We start from the raw sequence: 18,229 nt of genomic DNA on the forward strand, positions 1-18,229 counted from the left end.
ATCATCCCTTAAATGGAAAGAGGCTAAAGATTTCATGCTCCTTGATATACTTCTTTAGTATCTCCATATTCTCTTCGATTTTTGCTTGGATAGCTGTCTCTTCACAAGTTGACTCATCAATAAAAAGGTTAATCTTCAATAAATCTGTCAAGTATAGCAAACGGCGTTCCATTTCCGATTCAGGACTTGAAGCTTGCTCGATTTTTGCAAGCTTTTGCTCCAAGCTATCACCATTCAAAAATCTCTGATGAACTCTCCTTCTTATTTTTTGAGTTGATTTCTCCCCTTGTTCTAATGGAGATAAAAGGAGTTTTTTATAGACGAATACCTGATTTTCTTTTTCTCTTTCCAGATAGGCCAATAAACCCAGAGAGCTATCAACAAAGGTCCAAGTGTTATAATTCCCTTCAAATGGAACTTGTATGATACGATCTAATAATTCCTTAGCCATTTCCTCTTGACCATCCAGATAAAGTAAATAGGCCAGATGATTCAGTGATTCGAGATAACTAACTTGGGTCTTCTTATTCTTTTTTAATATTTTATCTAAATAGGGATGTAGGTCTGGATGATTTTCCACTAGCTCAACTACTTCTGATAGCTTCATCTGAAATCCTTTCTATTCTTTTTTAAAATAATTTAAAGAGATTTTAGTCAACTAATCCAACTCTGCTCTACTGAACAAGTCTTTCATAGATTCGATATCATCACAAAATTCTTTAAATCCTAAAGCGAATTTAGCCAAGGCGTCCACCTTGGAAGAATAGGCACAAAACATACTTCCTTCAGGATCAAAGTCTATTGCATCGCTTAATTCAGGCATTTTTTCCTCCAAAAATACCAAAGCTAGCGATGCCCAATCATAGCCATTTCCTTCAAATCCCTCCTCTTCTCGAGTGTCAAACACTTCCTGTCTGTATTCTCCATCTGGGTAATAAATAAACGACCCGCGAACATTTTGAGGATCCTCATCATATACAAGCAGGCTAAAAGGGACAATTTTTTCATTTATGTTTTCGTAATCTATCATTTCTTAACTCCTTTTTATATTGTCAATGGAACTGCAACATTCTAGCTTTGTAACTAGGGTTCAAAGGGCATAAAACTATCATGCTGATGGTAATATTTCAAAGCCTCAACAAAGTCTTTGTGACTTGCATCTGGCTTTTCCTCAAGTGCAACCGTGAGAACATCAAGCAACTGCTCTCCATAGTAGACTAGCTGGAGATTTTGCTCCACTACATCAGCAGGGTAAATATCACGGTCTTCCACGACATCCGGATAATTTGATACCCAATAGGACCTAGCTAGTGCTAGTTCTCCATCCTCCTTGCCATAGAGGCAAAAATCATCTGATACCAACTTGTCCACGCGCACCTGCTCGATGATCTGCTCTAGTGAAAGTTCTTGGTGTTTCCGCATCTCGTCTCCTTTTTAGTCTCACTCTTCAACAAAGGAATTCAAAAAATCCTCAAAAGATGGCCATTGACCATACACTTCAGCTGTTTCTTCTAGAACATAGAAATACACCTTGCCAAAGTCCTCTTCCCTTAGTGAAAGAGCATAATTGCCAGATCCAGGATCATAGGCAAAATGGAGAAGATCTGTTGCCTTAAATCCTGCAGGCACCGCCTCATCGTCAAACCAGGTAAGAGACTTCCTCATCTCATCAAGTGAATCAAAGGAATTGAAAGGAAAGATATGACGTTCATCGTGGACACCCCTTACCTGAGGCTGACCACCGTTGTACTTGAGGTAAAAATCCTTCATAGCTTCCGGTAATTTCTTCCCAAGAATCTCCTCAAATTGTAAAAAATCTTCTTTTGAAATCGGTGAATCTGCATCTAGCACTCTAAACATGATTTCTCCCTCCCAGTTTTACAACTCTTCCTCTAAACTCTTATCAATAAAGTCATAGACGTTTGCAGCAATTTTTTGCATTTCTAAGGAGCCTAAAGCACCCAAGTCATTTTCATAAATGCAATCATCAGCATTTTTCTTAATAAAGTAGGCCAAATCTCCTTCCTGTCCAATCATAAAGTAATCTGGCTCTACCTCATCAATCTGATAAGTCTCATTACGCTCCTCTAGATCCTCCTTGGCATACAAACAGATACTTGTATCTCCAATTTCATAGGGGTCAATCTCTTTCCAGTCCGTTAAAAACTGGTAGTAGAGATTGGGCAAGACAAATCCAAACTCATCTCTTTTCATAGCTTACCTCCACATATTCACTGAGTATCAACTATATTACTTCAAAGACCAACCACCATCAATAGTCAGGATTTGTCCCTGCATGGCACTCGCTTTTCCACTTGCTAAGAAAAGGCTAATCTCTGCTACTTCTTCTGGTTCTATCCAGCGTTTGATGGGTGTTTCACTTGCTACCCAGTCTGCTAGACCTCCTGGTTCAAAGTCAGCTGCGGTCATGCCCGTCTTAACTGCACCTGGTGCGATTCCAAAGACCTGGATACCTGCTTCTGCATAGTCTAGAGCCAACTGCTTGGTAAATCCAGCCAAGGCGTGTTTAGACGAGGTATAGGCGTGACCACCTCCGCCTGCTAGATTTGAAGCAATGGAGCACATATTGATGATAATCCCATGCTTATGTTCCAACATGTTCATCAAATAATAGCGGGTCAACTCCACTGGAGTTACGTAATTGATTTCAAAAATCTCTTGGATTTTCTGAGCAGATTGTTCTAGTAAAGGCTGGTAGCCATCTAAAACTCCAGCTGTATTGCAGAGAACATCCACCTGAGGGCACCAGTCAAAAATTGGTTCTAAGTCAAGTGTTAAATCACGTTGTAAAAAGTGGAAATCACCGTCTAAGACTGGATTTTCTCCTTGATCCGCACCATAAACCTGATAACCTTTTTCTAAAAAGAGTCGAGCTTGAGCCAGACCAATCCCTGAGCTAACCCCTGTAACAAGGACACATTTAGTCATGGACTTCCACCCAATCCGTCGCTAAGACATCACAAGGAGTTGGACTCCACATAGAAAAACCTTCTCCTTCACCAGATACGTTGATGAGGAAATAAGGTGTCACTTCAAGGGCGACGCCATTTTGCTCGATAGTATCAAAAAGTTGGACATAGTTTTCAGCTCCACCCCAGCCAGTTCGTACATATTTTTTCTTAGCCTTTAGTCCAGGCAAAATTTCTTCAAAAGTCATGATGTTCTCCTTTGTTATCTATGAATCTTAATTTAATTATAACAAAAAACCGTTTTTCAACGGCTTTTTGACTGTGATTTCTTAAAATGCATTTTTTCCTAAGGTAAATCATTCCCTGCTGCGAGGTAAATCTCATACCATTCTTTTCGAGTTAGGTTGACATTACTAGCTTGGCTTGCTTCTATCAAATGTTTAGGGTTAGTTGTTCCTACTACTGCCTGCATCTTAGCTGGATAGCGTAACACCCAAGCGATAGCAATAGCTGATGGGCTCACACCGTATTTTAAGGCTAATCGATTTAGGACTTGGTTTAGTTGTTGGAACTTCTCATTGCCGACAAAATTCCCTTTGAAATATCCGAACTGCAAGACTGACCAGGCCTGAATAACCATGTCGTTTAATTTGCAGTATTCAAAGACGCTACCATCACGCAAAGCTGCCTTGTCACCTTCCATATTGACATGGAAACCTGATTCAAATCCTGGCGTGAAAGCTGCGCTTAGTTGTAATTGATTGATAGATAAAGGTTGTTTGACCTCTTTCTTCAGTAATTCCATCATCATAGGATTTTGATTGGAGACACCGAAGTCTCGAACTTTACCTGATTTGTGTAGAATATCAAAGGCTTGAGCCACTTGATCAGCTTCCATCAAGGCATCTGGGCGATGGAGAAGCAAGCTATCTAGATAATCAACCTGCAATCTTTTTAGAATCCCGTCTACTGATTCTAAAATATAATCTTTTGAAAAATCAAAATAGGTAAATTCTTCAATGCGAATGCCACATTTGGACTGGATCCACATCTTTTCTCGCAGGTCAGGACGATTGTTTAACACTTGACCCAGTAATTCTTCGCAACGACCACCACCGTAGATATCTGCCAAGTCAAAGGCATTGATTCCTACAGTTAGGGCTGTTTCAACCAACTCCTCAACCTCTTTAACCGACTTGTCACTGATTCGCATCATGCCTAGGACAATTTCTGATAGTTCTCTTTTCTCTTGACCAAATGGAATGTATTTCATGGCAATTTCCTCCGTTTTTCTTCATTATAAAGCAGAATGTCACTTTTATCAACTGCTATCTCACAAAAGAAAAGAACCAGCTCAAACTGGCTCTTTAATCTTATCCAATCACACTTCCGTTTGGTACAGCTGGATCAACTGTGAGAAGGGTTAATTTGCCATCATGTTCAGCTGATAGAATCATCCCTTGGCTGACATATTTTTTCATCATCTTACGTGGTTTGAGGTTGGCAACGATTTGTACTTTCTTGCCGACCAATTCTTGTTCGTTTGGATAGTATTTCGCAATACCAGAAAGGATTTGACGATCTTCACCATCTCCAGCATCAAGGCGGAATTGAAGCAACTTATCAGAACCTTCCACTTTAGACACTTCTTTGACTTCTGCGACACGTATTTCGACCTTGTCAAAGTCTTCAAACTTGATTTCATCCTTGTTGAGTTTGAGTTCAACTTCATCTGGATTCCATTCTTTTTCGACGGCTGGTTTGTTGCCTTCCATTTGTTCCTTGATATAGGCGATTTCTTCTTCCATATCGAGGCGTGGGAAGATTGGTGTTCCTTTGGCAACAACAGTCACATCTGCTGGGAAGTCAGCCAAGCTCAAGTTTTCAAGGCTCGCTACTTCTTCCAAGCCAAGTTGAGTCAAGACTGCACGACTGGTTTCCATCATAAATGGCTCCATCAAGTGAGCAACGACACGAAGGCTAGCTGCCAAGTGGCTCATGACACTTGCCAATTGATCACGAAGTGCTTCATCCTTAGCCAAGACCCACGGAGCTGTCTCGTCGATGTATTTGTTAGTACGAGAGATAAGAGTCCATACTGCTTCTAGGGCACGTGGGTAGTCAACTGCTTCCATGTGTGTATGGTAGTCTGCGATTGATTGTTCTGCAACCTCAGCAAGAGCATGGTCAAACTCTGTTACACCTTCTACATAGGCAGGGACTTGCCCGCCAAAGTACTTGTTAATCATAGAAACCGTACGGTTGAGGAGGTTTCCAAGGTCATTGGCTAATTCATAATTGATACGGCCGACATAGTCTTCAGGAGTGAAGGTTCCGTCTGAACCAACCGGAAGGCTACGCATGAGGTAGTAACGAAGTGGATCTAGTCCATAACGCTCTACCAACATTTCAGGGTATACGACATTCCCTTTTGACTTAGACATTTTGCCATCTTTCATGACGAACCAACCGTGAGCAATCAATCGATTTGGCAATTTGATATCTAACATCATAAGAAGGATTGGCCAGTAGATTGAGTGAAAACGAAGGATATCTTTTCCAACCATGTGGAAGACTGTTCCATTCCAGAACTTGTCAAAGTTACCATGTTCATCTTGACCGTAGCCAAGAGCTGTCGCATAGTTGAGAAGGGCATCGATCCAAACATAGACAACGTGTTTAGGATTTGATGGGACAGGTACACCCCAGGTAAAGGTTGTACGAGAAACCGCTAAGTCTTCCAAACCTGGCTCAATGAAGTTACGTAACATTTCATTAAGACGACCATCTGGAGTGATGAAGTCAGGATGTGATTTGAAAAATTCGACCAAGCGGTCTTGGTATTTGCTGAGGCGAAGGAAGTAAGATTCTTCTGAAACCCATTCAACCTCGTGACCTGATGGTGCGATACCGCCAGTTACATTTCCAGCTTCGTCACGGAAAACTTCCGCAAGTTGACTTTCTGTAAAGAATTCCTCATCTGAAACTGAATACCAACCAGAGTATTCACCTAGGTAGATGTCATCTTGAGCAAGCAAGCGTTCAAAAACTTGAGCCACTACTTTTTCATGGTAGTCATCAGTTGTACGGATAAATTTATCGTATGAGATATCCAATAATTTCCAGAGTTCTTTAACTCCAACTGCCATGCCATCAACATAAGCTTGAGGTGTGATGCCAGCTTCTTCTGCTTTTTGTTGAATCTTTTGACCATGCTCATCCAGACCTGTCAAATAAAAGACATCGTAGCCCATAAGGCGTTTGTAGCGAGCTAAGACATCACAAGCGATGGTAGTGTAGGCAGAACCGATATGAAGTTTACCAGATGGATAGTAAATCGGCGTTGTAATATAAAAATTCTTTTCAGACATAATATTTCCTTTCCAGGCAAATGAAACCTGTTTTTCTAACACTTCATTATATCATATTTTGATGATTTTCGATAAGAAATCCATACAAAAACAAGACAGACTGATGTCCATCTTGTTTTTCCTGTTGATTATCTTATTCATAGCGAAGAGCTTCAATCGGATCTAGCTTAGAAGCTTTATTGGCTGGTAGAACTCCGAAAATCATACCTATGCCAGCTGAGACTGCTAAACTAAAGAGAGCGATTGGGATGGATACTCCAACTTCTATTCCTGCAATCAAGTTTTGAAGAAGAACGCCTGCAAGCATGGTCACTCCTGCAGCCAGCAGAAGACCGATGAATCCACCTAACATGGTCAAAATCATGGATTCAATCAAGAACTGAACCAGAATATTAGCTCGTGTTGCTCCTAGTGCTTTTCGAAGACCAATCTCACGGGTACGCTCTGTCACCGAAACAAGCATAATGTTCATAACACCGGTACCACCAACAAAGAGGGAAATCCCAGCAATAGCACTGATGACAGTTGTTACAAAGCCAAACATTTGTTGCACTTCTTGGAAGGCGGCAGAAGCATCTCCTACCTGATACTCCCCTTGTTGGAGACCTGCAATCTCTGTCATCCTTCTAGCCAATTCTGGTCCTAAAGTCTGAGTTAAGGTCGTATCGTTAACACGAAAAACGATATCAGAAATTTCGTCGGTGTTAAAATTGGCCGCAAGAGAAATATTGGTCGTGATTGGTAGTCCTCCAATCCCAAAGGTTTTTGCAGCCTTAGCTTCCTTACTAGCATAAACACCAATAACACGATAACTGATTTCATTTACTTCAACAAGCTGATTGAGTGCTTCCTGTGCAGAACCAAAAAGACTATTAGCAAGTTCTTCATCTAAAATGATAACACTAGCGAAATCCTTATAATCTTGTGCTCTAAGGCTACGACCTGCAACGATTTCATTTTCGACTGCATCCATATAGGTGATGTTTCCACCTGTCAAGCTGGCACGTTCGACCTTCTTATCCTTATAAGTCAAGGTCACATTGGTTGAGTTAGTCACATAGTAACTATCCACACCTTTGAGCTTAGCAGCTTCCTTAACCCAGGCTTCTTGTGGTTTAGGTAGTTCAACAAAAACATCTTCCTCTTTACCAGACAGGGTTAGAGCAGATTGCTTCTGGGTGAAGGATCCGTCCTTACTCTTGGTAGGCGAGAAAAAGACATGGATATCTTTCTGGGACTTGGTCATGTTTTTATTGACTTGGCGTGACAGAGAGTCTCCCAAGGCCATGATGACGACAACGGATGATACGCCGATAATGATACCAATCATGGTTAAGAAAGAACGCATCTTGTGAGCCATAATGGATGAAAAGGCAAATTTCAGATTCTGCATCTTAGTTTTCCTCCTTTTCTACGAGACCACTATCAGATGAAATGACGCCATCACGAATGACAATCTGACGTTTGGCATAAGCAGCAATTTCAGGTTCATGCGTAACCATAATGATGGTTTTTCCTTCTTTATTTAATTCAACTAAGAGTTGCATGATCTGATTTCCAGTTTTAGTATCCAAAGCTCCAGTAGGCTCATCTGCCAAGATGATTGAAGGATTGTTGACCAATGCACGCGCTATGGCAACTCTTTGCTTCTGACCACCTGACAACTCCGAAGGTAAGTGATGGCTCCGCTCTGTCAACTCAACCTTTTCCAGATACTCTTCTGCTAATTTGCGACGCTTTGAAGCACCAACTCCTGCATAAATCAGAGGAAGTTCGACATTTTGGAGGGCATTCATTTTAGACAAGAGAAAGAATTGTTGAAAGACAAATCCGATTTCTTGATTTCGAACCTTGGCTAATTGTTTTTCACCCAGACCAGCTACTTCTTTGCCATCTAGAAAATACTGACCACTTGTAGGAGTATCCAACATCCCAATGGTGTTCATGAGGGTTGACTTACCTGAACCGGATGGTCCCATGATAGCTACAAATTCTCCCTCTTGAACTTCTAGGTTAATGTTTTTAAGGACTTGAAGTTCTTGGTCACCATTTCGATAGCTACGGCAGATATTTTTGAGGCTAATTAGTTGCTTCATCAGTCTTCACCTCTTTCCCTTCTTCTAAGGAAGCTGTCGGATTACTGATGACTTTTGCTCCATCTGTCAAACCAGATGTGATTTCTTGGTTTTCTGCGTCCGCATTGCCCAATCCAACTTCAACTTTTTTGGCCTTTTGATTTTCATCAAGAATCCAAACATAGTTTTTGTCTTCTTCCATAACTACACTCGAAATTGGAACGATCAAGGCCTTGCTCTTATTCTTGACTTCAACACTAACAGTAAATCCTTGCTTCAAATCGCCAATTTCACTAGTTACATCGACCGTATATGGGTACTTAGATCCTGAGTTTGAACCAGCTAAGCTACTACTTGCTTCGCTACTGTTCTTTGGATAATTTGAAATATAGCTAATCTTACCATTCCAAGTTTTATCTGGGTAAACCTTTGAAGTAAAGGTAACTTCTTGGCCTACAGAAAGATTGGCAAGGTTGTACTCAGAAAGCTCGCCCTTGACCTGCAAATTGTCGTTACTAACGATATGCACCAAGACTTGGCTATTTCCTGTTGGAGATTTTGAAACATTGCGATTGACTTCAACAACTGTACCTTCTACAGTACTCAAAACTGTAGCAGCATCCAACTGAGCCTGGGCTTTTTCAAGTTGTGCCACTGCGTCTGCACGAACATCACGGGCATCACTGATTTGTGAATCAATAGAAGCTGTAGCTGATGTAGAAGATTGCGCTTGGGCTTGGTCCGTAGCGCCTTCAATCCCTGCCTGAGGGAGCACAGGTGTTGCTGCAGCAGTATTTCGAGCCTCATTCAATTCATTGATATGACGGTCAGCTTTAGCAACTGCACGACTGGCAGCATCATAGGCAGCCTGAGCTTCTGTGCTACTATACTTGACGAGAGCCTGTCCTTCGCTGACCTTGTCACCAACTGAAACTAGAACCTCATCCAAATCTCCCTTGCTACCATCAAAATAAACATATTGTTCTTTTTGAGCAGTTATACTACCCGATAGAAGAACCGATGAAGCAACCGTTCCCTCTTTTGCTACAGCGATTTTAGCAGATTCGTCAATTGCTGCACTTTGGTTTGGTTGTCTAAATAGGAGAATAGCTCCAGCACCAATTACGAGGGCTGTTGCAACCCCAATAGCAGTATATAAAGGCCATTTCTTGGCTGTTTTCTTTCTTTTCATAAGAACTCCTTCTTTACAAATATATATTAAGATTATAGCACAAGTCCCAAAAATGGACAATTTATTTCTAACAATCCAAATTTATTTGTAAGATCCTTTTATTGTTGTATTAGTTATACAATACACTTTCTTTTTTATTTTTGCAAGCATTTTCTTAAAATTTTTAAGCGTAGCAGATTTTTGCATTGACTCCCAAAAAAAGATAGAATATGACTAGAAAACAAGTAAAGGAGCTTTCTATGAGAGAATATGATATTATCGCCATTGGAGGAGGTAGCGGGGGAATTGCTACCATGAATCGTGCTGGTGAACACGGGGCAAAAGCTGCAGTCATTGAGGAAAAGAAATTAGGTGGAACTTGTGTAAATTTGGGCTGTGTTCCCAAGAAAATCATGTGGTACGGTGCTCAAATCGCAGAGAGTATCCACAAATATGGACCTGACTATGGTTTTACAAGTACTGGGAATCAATTTGATTACGCAACGCTTCGTAAGAATCGTGAAGCCTATATTGACCGTGCTCGTTCTTCTTATGGTGGAAGCTTTAAGCGTAACGGAGTTGATTTGATTGAAGGACGTGCCGAGTTTGTTGATGCTCATACAGTCAGTGTCAATGGTGAGTTGATCCGTGCTAAGCACATCGTGATTGCAACTGGGGCCCATCCTCATATCCCTGCCATTCCTGGTGCTGAACTAGGTGGTAGTTCTGATGATGTCTTTGCCTGGGAAGAATTGCCTGAATCTGTAGCCATTTTAGGTGCTGGTTACATTGCTGTCGAATTAGCTGGCGTGCTCCATACCCTTGGTGTACAGACTGATTTATTCGTCCGTCGTGAGCGTCCACTTCGTGGATTTGATAGCTATATTGTTGAGAGCTTGGTTCAAGAAATGGAAAATACTGGATTAAACCTCCACACCCATAAGGTTCCAGCAAAACTTGAAAAAACCGAAGAAGGTATTAGGATTCATTTTGAAGATGGTAGCAGCCACACTGCCAGTCAGGTTATCTGGGCAACTGGTCGCCGTCCAAACGTTGAAGGACTTCAACTTGAAAAAGCTGGTGTTACCCTCAATGAACGTGGCTTTATCCAGGTTGATGAATATCAAAACACTATCGTTGATGGTATCTACGCTCTTGGAGATGTCACAGGTGAGAAAGAACTTACTCCTGTCGCAATCAAGGCTGGTCGTACCCTATCCGAAAGACTTTTCAACGGTAAAACCAATGCTAAAATGGACTACACTACTATTCCAACTGTTGTCTTCTCTCACCCAGCAATCGGAACTGTCGGTCTAACTGAGGAAGAAGCTATCAAAGAGTATGGACAAGAAAACATTAAAGTTTATACTTCAAAATTTGCTTCTATGTATTCAGCAGTAACTAGCCACCGTCAAGAAGCTCGCTTCAAGCTAGTTACAGCTGGTGAGAACGAAAAGGTAGTTGGCCTTCATGGTATCGGCTACGGTGTTGATGAAATGATTCAAGGTTTTGCTGTAGCAATCAAGATGGGAGCTACTAAAGCTGACTTTGATGCAACGGTCGCTATCCATCCTACAGGTTCAGAAGAATTTGTGACCATGCGTTAATACAAAAAGAGACCATCTTGGTCACTCAGATTGAAGAAAAAGCCTATTTAGGACCATTTTCTTCAATCTTTTTCTTTTATTAGAGCAAATTATAAAACACTTAAAAATAGCATGCCATCAGGATTTCTAAGAATTTTCACTATATGGTAGCCAAGCTCCATAAGGCTACTCTTTTTATTACTGATAAGATTTATCAGTGTTTTAAAAAAATCCAAGCCGACTTTTTTGTCTAAATCGGCCGTTACAAATTTGTAACCTTTATTCACAAAATAGGTTGACAATCATCTTCCTTGCAGTATAATAGTTACTATAAATTAAAAAAGAGGTTAACTATTATGAAAAAAGCACATATTTACGCAATTCCTGCTATTGGAGCTGCTCTGATTGCAGTATTAGCCCAAATCAGTATCCCAATTGGACCTGTTCCATTTACTCTTCAAAATTTTGCTATCGGACTCATCGCTACTGTTTTTCGACCTAGGGAAGCCGTTCTTTCTGTTGGTCTCTATCTCTTGCTGGGTGCTATCGGTATTCCTGTCTTTGCCAGTGGGGGAGCTGGTTTTCATGTTTTGGTAGGTCCAAGCGCTGGCTATCTTTGGTTTGACCTTGTCTATGCTGGACTTACGTCCTATCTTATCCATAAGAAAAGTGGCTATATTCGTATCTTTCTTGCAAATCTCTTGGGAGATTCCCTTGTTTTTGTTGGTGGTATTCTCAGCCTCCACTTCCTTGCTGGTATGCCTTTTGATAAAGCACTAGCTGTCGGTGTCATTCCCTTTATCATTCCTGATCTTGCAAAAATCCTTGCCATCAGTTTTATCGGTCGACCACTCCTTCAACGTCTCCGTACTCAATCCTATTTTTCAAGCAAATAAAAAGAGGCCGGGTTTTCCCAGCTTCTTTTGGGTTATTCTTACATGATTGCTTATTGATTCTTAAAGGCATCGACCATCACTTGAAACTCCTCGTTTGACAGGGTGATTCCTTTCCCCATCTTAGTGTGGTCTGGACTCCAAGCACGAATGTCAAACTTTGCTGGTGCTCCATTAAAGCTGACACGATTGATTTCCTTGGTCCAACCTTTTTCATTCTCTGAGAGCGTAAGTAAGTGTTCTTCGATTTCAAATGTAAATTCTGCCATTGTATTCTCCTTTTAATTGTCTTCACTTGATTATTCGTAAAATCTTGTAGATTTTTTTAAAATTGTATATAATAATGGTAAAAAGAAGGGAGGCTCCGATGAAAGATTTATTTAAACATATTCAACAAAAATTCCAAGGATTTCTCAACGAACGAGAAGAACCAGATCATTCCAAAGCTGACTCCCTGACAAGTGCCATTAAAGAGGCAGTCCTGAAAAAAACTGCTGTCCACATTATTTTTTCAGATACAAGTTTTACAGGGGATATCATCAAATTTGATACAGACCGCCAGCAAATTATCGTTAAAAATTTTGCAAAAAATATGACCCGCATTATTCGAATCCCAGATATTCAAAAAATAAGTTTTGTTCCCTCAACTGTCCAAACTGCCCAAAAAAATCGATTTAAGAAAGAGTGAGATGAGTTTTCTTCATCTCACTCTTTTCTATTAACGGATTTGTTCAAAATGAAGGTGAACAGCAATGTGTTCTCCGTAACCACTTCTCTCTAAATCCCGTTGCAAACGGTAAGAGATATAGTGTTCAGCGATGGTGATGTAACCTGCACCAAGCAAGCGATGCTCAACCATTGATTGAATCATGCTGATTGTCGCACGCTCCACTTTTGCCTCTTCTAGATCCAAGACAACTTTCTTAGTTACCTGAGCTAGATTTTGACGTAAATCATCTGTCAAAACATAAACCGTTTGAGCAGCTTTGAGAATGGCTTGATAAATTTTATCTGGATCAAAGTCGGCAACTTGTCCATCACGTTTAATGACTTGCATAGGCTTCTCCTTTTAATTTGTATTTTCTTTAATGTCCGCTAACATTTTAGCTTCTTCTGCTGTTAATTCGTAATGTTCCAACAAATCTGGTCTACGCTCATAAGTTTTTTTGAGACTTTCATAGAGACGCCATTGACGAATCTTCTCATGATGCCCACTCATAAGCACTTCTGGAACCACCATGCCACGATAATCATAAGGACGTGTGTACTGAGGATATTCAAGGAGCCCAGATGAAAAACTATCATCTTGGTGGCTAGATTCCTTACCAATCACTTCTGGAATCAGGCGAACAGTCGCATCTATCATGGTCATGGCCGCCAATTCTCCTCCAGTCAAGACATAATCACCCAGAGAAATCTCATCTGTTACCAAGGTCTTAATGCGTTCATCATAGCCCTCGTAGTGACCACAGATAAAGATGAGTTCTTCTTCTTGGGCTAAATCTTCAGCATAGGCTTGATCAAACTGCTTACCAGCAGGATCCAAAAGAATCACGCGCGGATTCTTCTTTTCAATAGCATCAAAGGCATCAAAGATTGGCTGCGCACGTAGCAACATCCCTTGACCACCGCCGTAGGGTTCATCATCCACATGACGGGCCTTTTCAGCATATTCACGAAAATTATGATATTGGATATCTAAAAGACCTTTTTCTCTAGCCTTTCCAACGATAGAATGTTCTAGCGGAGAGAACATCTCTGGAAAGAGGGTTAAAATATCAATCTTCATCGTCTAACCCTTCTAAGAGTTCTACATCCACACGCTTATTTGGAATATCAACATTGAGGACAACCGGTGGGATATATGGTAAAAGCAGATCACGTTTCCCCTTACGCTTAACTACCCAAACATCATTGGCACCTGGTTGAAGAATTTCCTTAATGGTTCCAATCAAGTTGTCACCCTCGTAGACCTCTAGTCCAATAATCTCGTGATAGTAAAATTCACCCTCATCCAGGTCATTCAGGTTTTCTTCTGCAACCTTCAAACTGTAGCCCTTGTATTTTTCGATATCATTGATGTGATACATATCCTTAAATTTGATGATGTCAAAATTTTTATGCTTACGGTGACTTGCGACAGTCACTGTTCTAACAAATTGATCCTTCTCATCAAATAAGGCAAGTTCTGCACCTTTTTTAAAGCGTTCTTCCGAAAAATCCGTCACAGATAAGACTCTCATCTCACCTTGTAAACCTTGTGTATTGACGATTTTTCCAACGTTAAAATAGTTCATTTGATCTCCTGTGTATGTTTCTTCCTTTATTTTATCACGTTCCAGGGATTTTCACAAGTTGGAGAAAAATCAGCTATAATCCCAAAAGTGCTAGTAGTTTCCTCTTTAATGTTAATTTATATTTGAAAGAAGAAATATTTATATTCCCGTTATACATATTACTATAAAATGTATACTCCCCGATTTGACCCTGACTTGTCTTCCATTTCATCCTTAAACTAGGTATATTCTCAGGTAAATTTGTATGAATCAATAGACATGTATAATTCTTTAAATTTTTAACTGTATGCAGTTTATCGTTAACAACTAATCGATTACTTTTTGAATCATAGGCTAAAGAATAAAATTCTACAATTTCAATATCAACTTCCTTTGGATAAAAAATCAAATGGTGATAATGTTTATCATTTTCATCATGTTTAAACTCATAAATATGATGAAATCTTGTATGTAAGGAATCAAACTCGATTGGTTTAATTGCCTGAATTTCAATATTATTGATATAGGCTTTATTCTGGAAACTAATTTTTAAAATTACACCGATAAAAGTCGAAATCTGTACAATTCGCAATAACCAATCAATATACATTGCCCAATCTATTTTTAGAAAATAATCAGTGTCCATTATTTCTCAAATCTCCTTTCAAATATCCTTCCAAATCTCGTTCATGTTGATATTTGATAGCTGCCTTTTTGTCTTTTTCAAAAATGGTCTTGGTTAGATCAATGTCGTTGATGGCTGCAATTGCGACGGTGTAGTGAATGATATCAACCAGTTCTTTGGCAAGTTCCTCTTTAGAATCCTGAACTCCCTTTTTTCGTCCAGAACGTCCATTTAAAACCTCGGCTACTTCACCAACTTCTTCAACTAGTTTTATAAAGAGCCCTTCTTCTGTTCTAGATTGCTGGTAATGTTCTAGCAAATAGGCTTGTAGTTGTCTAACTGTTAAATCCTTCATATCCTTCTCCTAGCAAAAAAGCGAGACATCCGTCCCGCTTTTCTTATTTTTCGTCAATAACGATTCTTACTTTTTTGTCTTCAGTTGGGACAGAGTAGACAATCGTTCTTATCGCAGAGATAGTGCGACCCTTACGACCAATCACACGACCCACATCGCTTTGGTCAAGATCCAAATGATACTCCAAAAATTCTGGTGTATCTTCAATCTTGATAGTTAAGGCATCTGGTTGTGAAATCAAAGGTTTCACAATTGCAATAATGAGATTTTCAATCGTATCCATCTGTCAACCTACTTTAGAATTATTTAGAGAATTTAGAATCGTGGAATTTTTTCAATACGCCTTCTTTTGAAAGGATGTTGCGTACTGTATCTGAAGGTTGAGCTCCATCAGCCAACCATGCAAGAACGCGGTCTTCTTTCAAAGTTACTTGGTTTTCAGCAACAAGTGGGTTGTAAGTTCCAACTGTTTCGATGAAACGTCCATCACGTGGTGAACGTGAATCTGCTACGTTAATACGGTAGAAAGGTTTTTTCTTAGAACCCATACGAGTCAAACGGATTTTTACTGCCATTTTTAATATCTCTTTTCTTTTATTTTTTAGTTCGGTGAAATAGCTGAGCTATTTAGCACATGTTCTATTATAGCAGATTTCTAAGAGGTGTCAAGAAAAAAACTTGACAGACTATAAAATTTTTAAATTTTTTAGACTAATAGGGAAAAATAGAAGGAGAAACTTTATGAATACTACAATAGAGAACATTTACAAAGACCATCAAGTCAAACCTTACATCTCTCCAAATCGTGATGTCCAAGCTTGGCTACTAAATCCCAAGCCCGTTCCCAAATAACACATGGACTTATTAGCAGATGATTTACTAGCAGGAGATATCATTCTCCTATGGAGAATCCAGTTTGGCACTTTTACCACCGAAACCTGGTTTCCTAAATACTTCGAGTACACTTATGGCATTGATTAGAAACGCTTGTTGAGAAAGGCTATGCTCTTGTCGAAACTGCTTTTGACTCACTTGACCATCTAAATAGCACCTTGAAAAAGAATATCCTGAAGAAGAAGGGAGTTACTGGACTTTCTAAAATGAAGGCTGCCGACCTGAATCAAGCCCTTCATGACCATTTTTCAAAAGAAGAATTAACTGGTCACTTCTCGATTCGCGGTTATAGACTAACTCCAAAAGGAGAGAACAGGTACTCAAAGACCATCAAGCAATCATTGACCGCCATCCAAAGAAGAATCTTTAATCAACCAAGTCAGGTTGATTTTTTTGTAAATCATTTAAAACACTTATAAAACATTACAATTATTGACAATCACTTACAAAGGAGGTATATTAGTATTAAAAGAGGGAATTCATATGTACCAAGAACAACGATTAGAAGAAATCATTAAACTTTTAGAGGATAGAGGAAGTCTATCAGCAAAAGAAATGATTGACCATTTCCATGTTTCCAAAGATACCATCCGGAGAGATTTTGCTATTCTCGCAAAGGAAAAACGAGCAAAAAGAACTCATGGAGGTTTATTGCCAATCCAAAAGCAAAGGATTCTTGGTTATAAAGGTCGAGCAGAACAGTCTTCCAAAGAAAAAGAGAAAATTGCTCATTTAGCTACCCAACTTATTTCTGATTCACAATTAATTTTCTATGATGTTTCAACAACTGTATTTGAGTTAGCAAAAATAACAGATAAAAAAGTTACTATTTTCAGTCATTCATTGGATAATGCACTGGTCTTAGGAGAAAATGAAAATGTCGATTTTCACATTATCGGTGGACGATTTCATAAAAAGAATCGTTTCTATTACTCATTAGAAGAATCCGAATCTTTGAATAGAATTAAATTTGACTTAGCATTTTTTGGTGCAGCTAGTCTTTCAGACGGACAAGTTAGTTTTGAAGATCAAGAAGATGTTCTAATGAAAAAAAGAGCATTTAAAACCAGTAAAATTCGCGTCTTGTTAGCTGAAACCAGCAAGATAAACAAACACTCTCATTATATTCTTTCCGAACTTACTGATTTTGATTATTGGATTACAGACAAAGAACCCGACATAGAAATTCAACAATCTTTAGATGGTAAAACAACTATTCTATTTTAAAAAGGAGAAACATATGTCAGTAATAAAGTTAATCATAAGTGATATCGATGGCACCATTTTAGACCAAAAGCACCAATTAGACTCTCATTTACTAGAGCTTATGCCACTTTTAAAACAAAGTGAAATTCCTTTTGTTCTAGCTTCTGCTCGCTCTCCTCTTGGTATAGCTCCAATTTCGAAAGAACTTGGAATCACAGATTTTCCAATTGCAAGTTATAATGGTGCTCTCATTAGTACAGGAGATAAAATTCTGAGTCAGCATACTATTAATAAAAAGGAATTACTCTTACTACATGATTTTTTAACAAAAGAATTTCCGACAGTTTCAATTAATGTTTATTCTGGAAAAGATTGGTACGTAAATGCTTTAGATAAATGGGTAGAAATTGAAGCACAGATTACTGGAGAGAGCCCAAAAGTTACTTCACTAGCAGATTTTCTTCAGGAAGAAAAGAATCTTATTCATAAACTTTTACTAATAGATAACGCAGCTACTATCCAGAAACTTAGAGAGACATTAGCAACAATAGATTTCCCTCAAACTGACTTTTACCTTTCGAAGGATAACTATCTTGAAGTCACACATAATCAAGTCTCAAAAAAACAAGCTCTGTTAGAATTAGCCAACTACTATCAACTATCACTCACTGAAATTATGAGTATTGGAGATAATTATAACGATATACCAATGATTGATACCGCTGGACTTGGTGTTGCAATGGGAAATGCTCCTACAGATGTTAAAGTCTGTGCAAATAAAGTAACAGATTCTAATGATCAAAATGGGGTAAGTAAGGCCATAAAATTGTATGTACTATCGGAATGA

General features: G+C 39.3%; 25 protein-coding genes and 1 pseudogene. 6 read left to right on the forward strand and 20 right to left on the reverse strand.

Annotated elements, in window-relative coordinates:
• Position 1: 1 nt before the first annotated feature.
• The 12 genes from HMPREF2987_RS02140 to HMPREF2987_RS02195 all read right to left on the reverse strand — a co-directional run bounded on the left by HMPREF2987_RS02140 (position 2) and on the right by HMPREF2987_RS02195 (position 9,568).
• Positions 2 to 607, reverse strand: coding sequence for a DUF6707 family protein (locus HMPREF2987_RS02140; protein ID WP_075229136.1), 606 nt, complete (start codon positions 605 to 607; stop codon positions 2 to 4).
• Between the two features lie 51 nt (positions 608 to 658).
• Positions 659 to 1,030 (reverse strand): Imm51 family immunity protein, encoded by a 372-nt coding sequence (locus HMPREF2987_RS02145; RefSeq protein WP_075229137.1) that lies wholly within the window; start codon positions 1,028 to 1,030, stop codon positions 659 to 661.
• A 53-nt stretch (positions 1,031 to 1,083) separates the two neighbouring features.
• Positions 1,084 to 1,422, reverse strand: a complete 339-nt coding sequence (locus HMPREF2987_RS02150) for a DUF7716 domain-containing protein (RefSeq protein ID WP_075229138.1) — start codon at positions 1,420 to 1,422, stop codon at positions 1,084 to 1,086.
• A gap of 18 nt (positions 1,423 to 1,440) precedes the next feature.
• Complete coding sequence (locus HMPREF2987_RS02155) at positions 1,441 to 1,860, reverse strand: SMI1/KNR4 family protein (protein ID WP_075229139.1); 420 nt, start codon at positions 1,858 to 1,860, stop codon at positions 1,441 to 1,443.
• 18 nt (positions 1,861 to 1,878) lie between these two features.
• Positions 1,879 to 2,214, reverse strand: coding sequence for a hypothetical protein (locus HMPREF2987_RS02160; RefSeq protein WP_075229140.1), 336 nt, complete (start codon positions 2,212 to 2,214; stop codon positions 1,879 to 1,881).
• A gap of 36 nt (positions 2,215 to 2,250) precedes the next feature.
• Positions 2,251 to 2,949, reverse strand: a complete 699-nt coding sequence (locus HMPREF2987_RS02165) for a 3-oxoacyl-ACP reductase (RefSeq protein ID WP_075229141.1) — start codon at positions 2,947 to 2,949, stop codon at positions 2,251 to 2,253.
• Positions 2,942 to 3,178 (reverse strand): DUF2829 domain-containing protein, encoded by a 237-nt coding sequence (locus tag HMPREF2987_RS02170; protein ID WP_000141913.1) that lies wholly within the window; start codon positions 3,176 to 3,178, stop codon positions 2,942 to 2,944. The genes HMPREF2987_RS02165 and HMPREF2987_RS02170 overlap by 8 nt, the downstream gene beginning before the upstream one ends.
• A 98-nt stretch (positions 3,179 to 3,276) precedes the next feature.
• The gene (locus HMPREF2987_RS02175; protein WP_075229142.1) at positions 3,277 to 4,203 is read right to left on the reverse strand and encodes an aldo/keto reductase; all 927 of its coding nucleotides are present in this window, start codon (positions 4,201 to 4,203) and stop codon (positions 3,277 to 3,279) included.
• A gap of 100 nt (positions 4,204 to 4,303) precedes the next feature.
• The gene (gene metG, locus HMPREF2987_RS02180; protein ID WP_075229143.1) at positions 4,304 to 6,301 is read right to left on the reverse strand and encodes a methionine--tRNA ligase; all 1,998 of its coding nucleotides are present in this window, start codon (positions 6,299 to 6,301) and stop codon (positions 4,304 to 4,306) included.
• A 133-nt stretch (positions 6,302 to 6,434) separates the two neighbouring features.
• The gene (locus HMPREF2987_RS02185) at positions 6,435 to 7,694 is read right to left on the reverse strand and encodes an ABC transporter permease (protein ID WP_075229144.1); all 1,260 of its coding nucleotides are present in this window, start codon (positions 7,692 to 7,694) and stop codon (positions 6,435 to 6,437) included.
• Position 7,695: 1 nt separating this feature from the next.
• A complete protein-coding gene (locus tag HMPREF2987_RS02190) occupies positions 7,696 to 8,397 on the reverse strand; it encodes an ABC transporter ATP-binding protein (protein WP_075229145.1) in 702 nt (233 codons plus the stop codon).
• Positions 8,381 to 9,568 (reverse strand): efflux RND transporter periplasmic adaptor subunit, encoded by a 1,188-nt coding sequence (locus HMPREF2987_RS02195; protein WP_075229146.1) that lies wholly within the window; start codon positions 9,566 to 9,568, stop codon positions 8,381 to 8,383. Before HMPREF2987_RS02195 ends, HMPREF2987_RS02190 begins: the two co-directional genes overlap by 17 nt.
• 239 nt (positions 9,569 to 9,807) lie before the next feature.
• On the opposite strand from HMPREF2987_RS02195, the gene gor reads away from it, so the two are divergent.
• Entirely contained in the window at positions 9,808 to 11,154 is a 1,347-nt protein-coding gene (gene gor / locus HMPREF2987_RS02200) for a glutathione-disulfide reductase (protein ID WP_075229147.1), read from the forward strand.
• Positions 11,155 to 11,489: 335 nt separating this feature from the next.
• Positions 11,490 to 12,029 carry a biotin transporter BioY gene (locus HMPREF2987_RS02210; RefSeq protein WP_049548822.1) on the forward strand — a complete coding sequence of 180 codons (540 nt, stop codon included), beginning with the start codon at positions 11,490 to 11,492 and terminating at the stop codon, positions 12,027 to 12,029.
• A gap of 50 nt (positions 12,030 to 12,079) precedes the next feature.
• On the opposite strand, the gene HMPREF2987_RS02215 is transcribed toward HMPREF2987_RS02210, so the two are convergent.
• The gene (locus HMPREF2987_RS02215; RefSeq protein WP_000807425.1) at positions 12,080 to 12,295 is read right to left on the reverse strand and encodes a YdbC family protein; all 216 of its coding nucleotides are present in this window, start codon (positions 12,293 to 12,295) and stop codon (positions 12,080 to 12,082) included.
• 98 nt (positions 12,296 to 12,393) lie between these two features.
• Between HMPREF2987_RS02215 and HMPREF2987_RS02220 the strand changes: the two genes are divergently transcribed.
• Positions 12,394 to 12,714, forward strand: a complete 321-nt coding sequence (locus HMPREF2987_RS02220; RefSeq protein ID WP_075229149.1) for a hypothetical protein — start codon at positions 12,394 to 12,396, stop codon at positions 12,712 to 12,714.
• Between the two features lie 30 nt (positions 12,715 to 12,744).
• On the opposite strand, the gene HMPREF2987_RS02225 is transcribed toward HMPREF2987_RS02220, so the two are convergent.
• From HMPREF2987_RS02225 to rpsP, 7 genes are all read right to left on the reverse strand, one after another.
• Positions 12,745 to 13,083 carry an ATP cone domain-containing protein gene (locus HMPREF2987_RS02225; protein ID WP_001196044.1) on the reverse strand — a complete coding sequence of 113 codons (339 nt, stop codon included), beginning with the start codon at positions 13,081 to 13,083 and terminating at the stop codon, positions 12,745 to 12,747.
• Between the two features lie 12 nt (positions 13,084 to 13,095).
• Positions 13,096 to 13,815 carry a tRNA (guanosine(37)-N1)-methyltransferase TrmD gene (trmD, locus tag HMPREF2987_RS02230; RefSeq protein ID WP_075229150.1) on the reverse strand — a complete coding sequence of 240 codons (720 nt, stop codon included), beginning with the start codon at positions 13,813 to 13,815 and terminating at the stop codon, positions 13,096 to 13,098.
• Positions 13,805 to 14,323 (reverse strand): ribosome maturation factor RimM, encoded by a 519-nt coding sequence (rimM, locus tag HMPREF2987_RS02235; protein ID WP_075229151.1) that lies wholly within the window; start codon positions 14,321 to 14,323, stop codon positions 13,805 to 13,807. The genes trmD and rimM overlap by 11 nt, the downstream gene beginning before the upstream one ends.
• Before the next feature lie 73 nt (positions 14,324 to 14,396).
• Positions 14,397 to 14,948: a hypothetical protein gene (locus HMPREF2987_RS02240; protein WP_075229152.1), complete on the reverse strand. Its 552-nt coding sequence runs from the start codon at positions 14,946 to 14,948 to the stop codon at positions 14,397 to 14,399.
• Positions 14,938 to 15,282: a MazG nucleotide pyrophosphohydrolase domain-containing protein gene (locus HMPREF2987_RS02245; protein ID WP_075229153.1), complete on the reverse strand. Its 345-nt coding sequence runs from the start codon at positions 15,280 to 15,282 to the stop codon at positions 14,938 to 14,940. The genes HMPREF2987_RS02240 and HMPREF2987_RS02245 overlap by 11 nt, the downstream gene beginning before the upstream one ends.
• Positions 15,283 to 15,325: 43 nt before the next feature.
• Entirely contained in the window at positions 15,326 to 15,565 is a 240-nt protein-coding gene (gene kphA, locus HMPREF2987_RS02250; RefSeq protein WP_000379617.1) for an RNA-binding protein KphA, read from the reverse strand.
• A gap of 19 nt (positions 15,566 to 15,584) precedes the next feature.
• Positions 15,585 to 15,857 (reverse strand): 30S ribosomal protein S16, encoded by a 273-nt coding sequence (gene rpsP, locus HMPREF2987_RS02255; protein ID WP_000268760.1) that lies wholly within the window; start codon positions 15,855 to 15,857, stop codon positions 15,585 to 15,587.
• Between the two features lie 166 nt (positions 15,858 to 16,023).
• On the opposite strand from rpsP, the pseudogene HMPREF2987_RS11200 reads away from it, so the two are divergent.
• The 3 genes and pseudogenes from HMPREF2987_RS11200 to HMPREF2987_RS02270 all read left to right on the forward strand — a co-directional run bounded on the left by HMPREF2987_RS11200 (position 16,024) and on the right by HMPREF2987_RS02270 (position 18,229).
• Positions 16,024 to 16,546 (forward strand): annotated as a pseudogene (locus tag HMPREF2987_RS11200) (hypothetical protein).
• A gap of 113 nt (positions 16,547 to 16,659) precedes the next feature.
• A complete protein-coding gene (locus HMPREF2987_RS02265; RefSeq protein WP_075229154.1) occupies positions 16,660 to 17,403 on the forward strand; it encodes a DeoR/GlpR family DNA-binding transcription regulator in 744 nt (247 codons plus the stop codon).
• Between the two features lie 13 nt (positions 17,404 to 17,416).
• Entirely contained in the window at positions 17,417 to 18,229 is an 813-nt protein-coding gene (locus HMPREF2987_RS02270; RefSeq protein WP_075229155.1) for a Cof-type HAD-IIB family hydrolase, read from the forward strand.

The sequence above is a fragment of the Streptococcus sp. HMSC067H01 genome (genome assembly GCF_001814775.1).
GTDB lineage: Bacteria > Bacillota > Bacilli > Lactobacillales > Streptococcaceae > Streptococcus.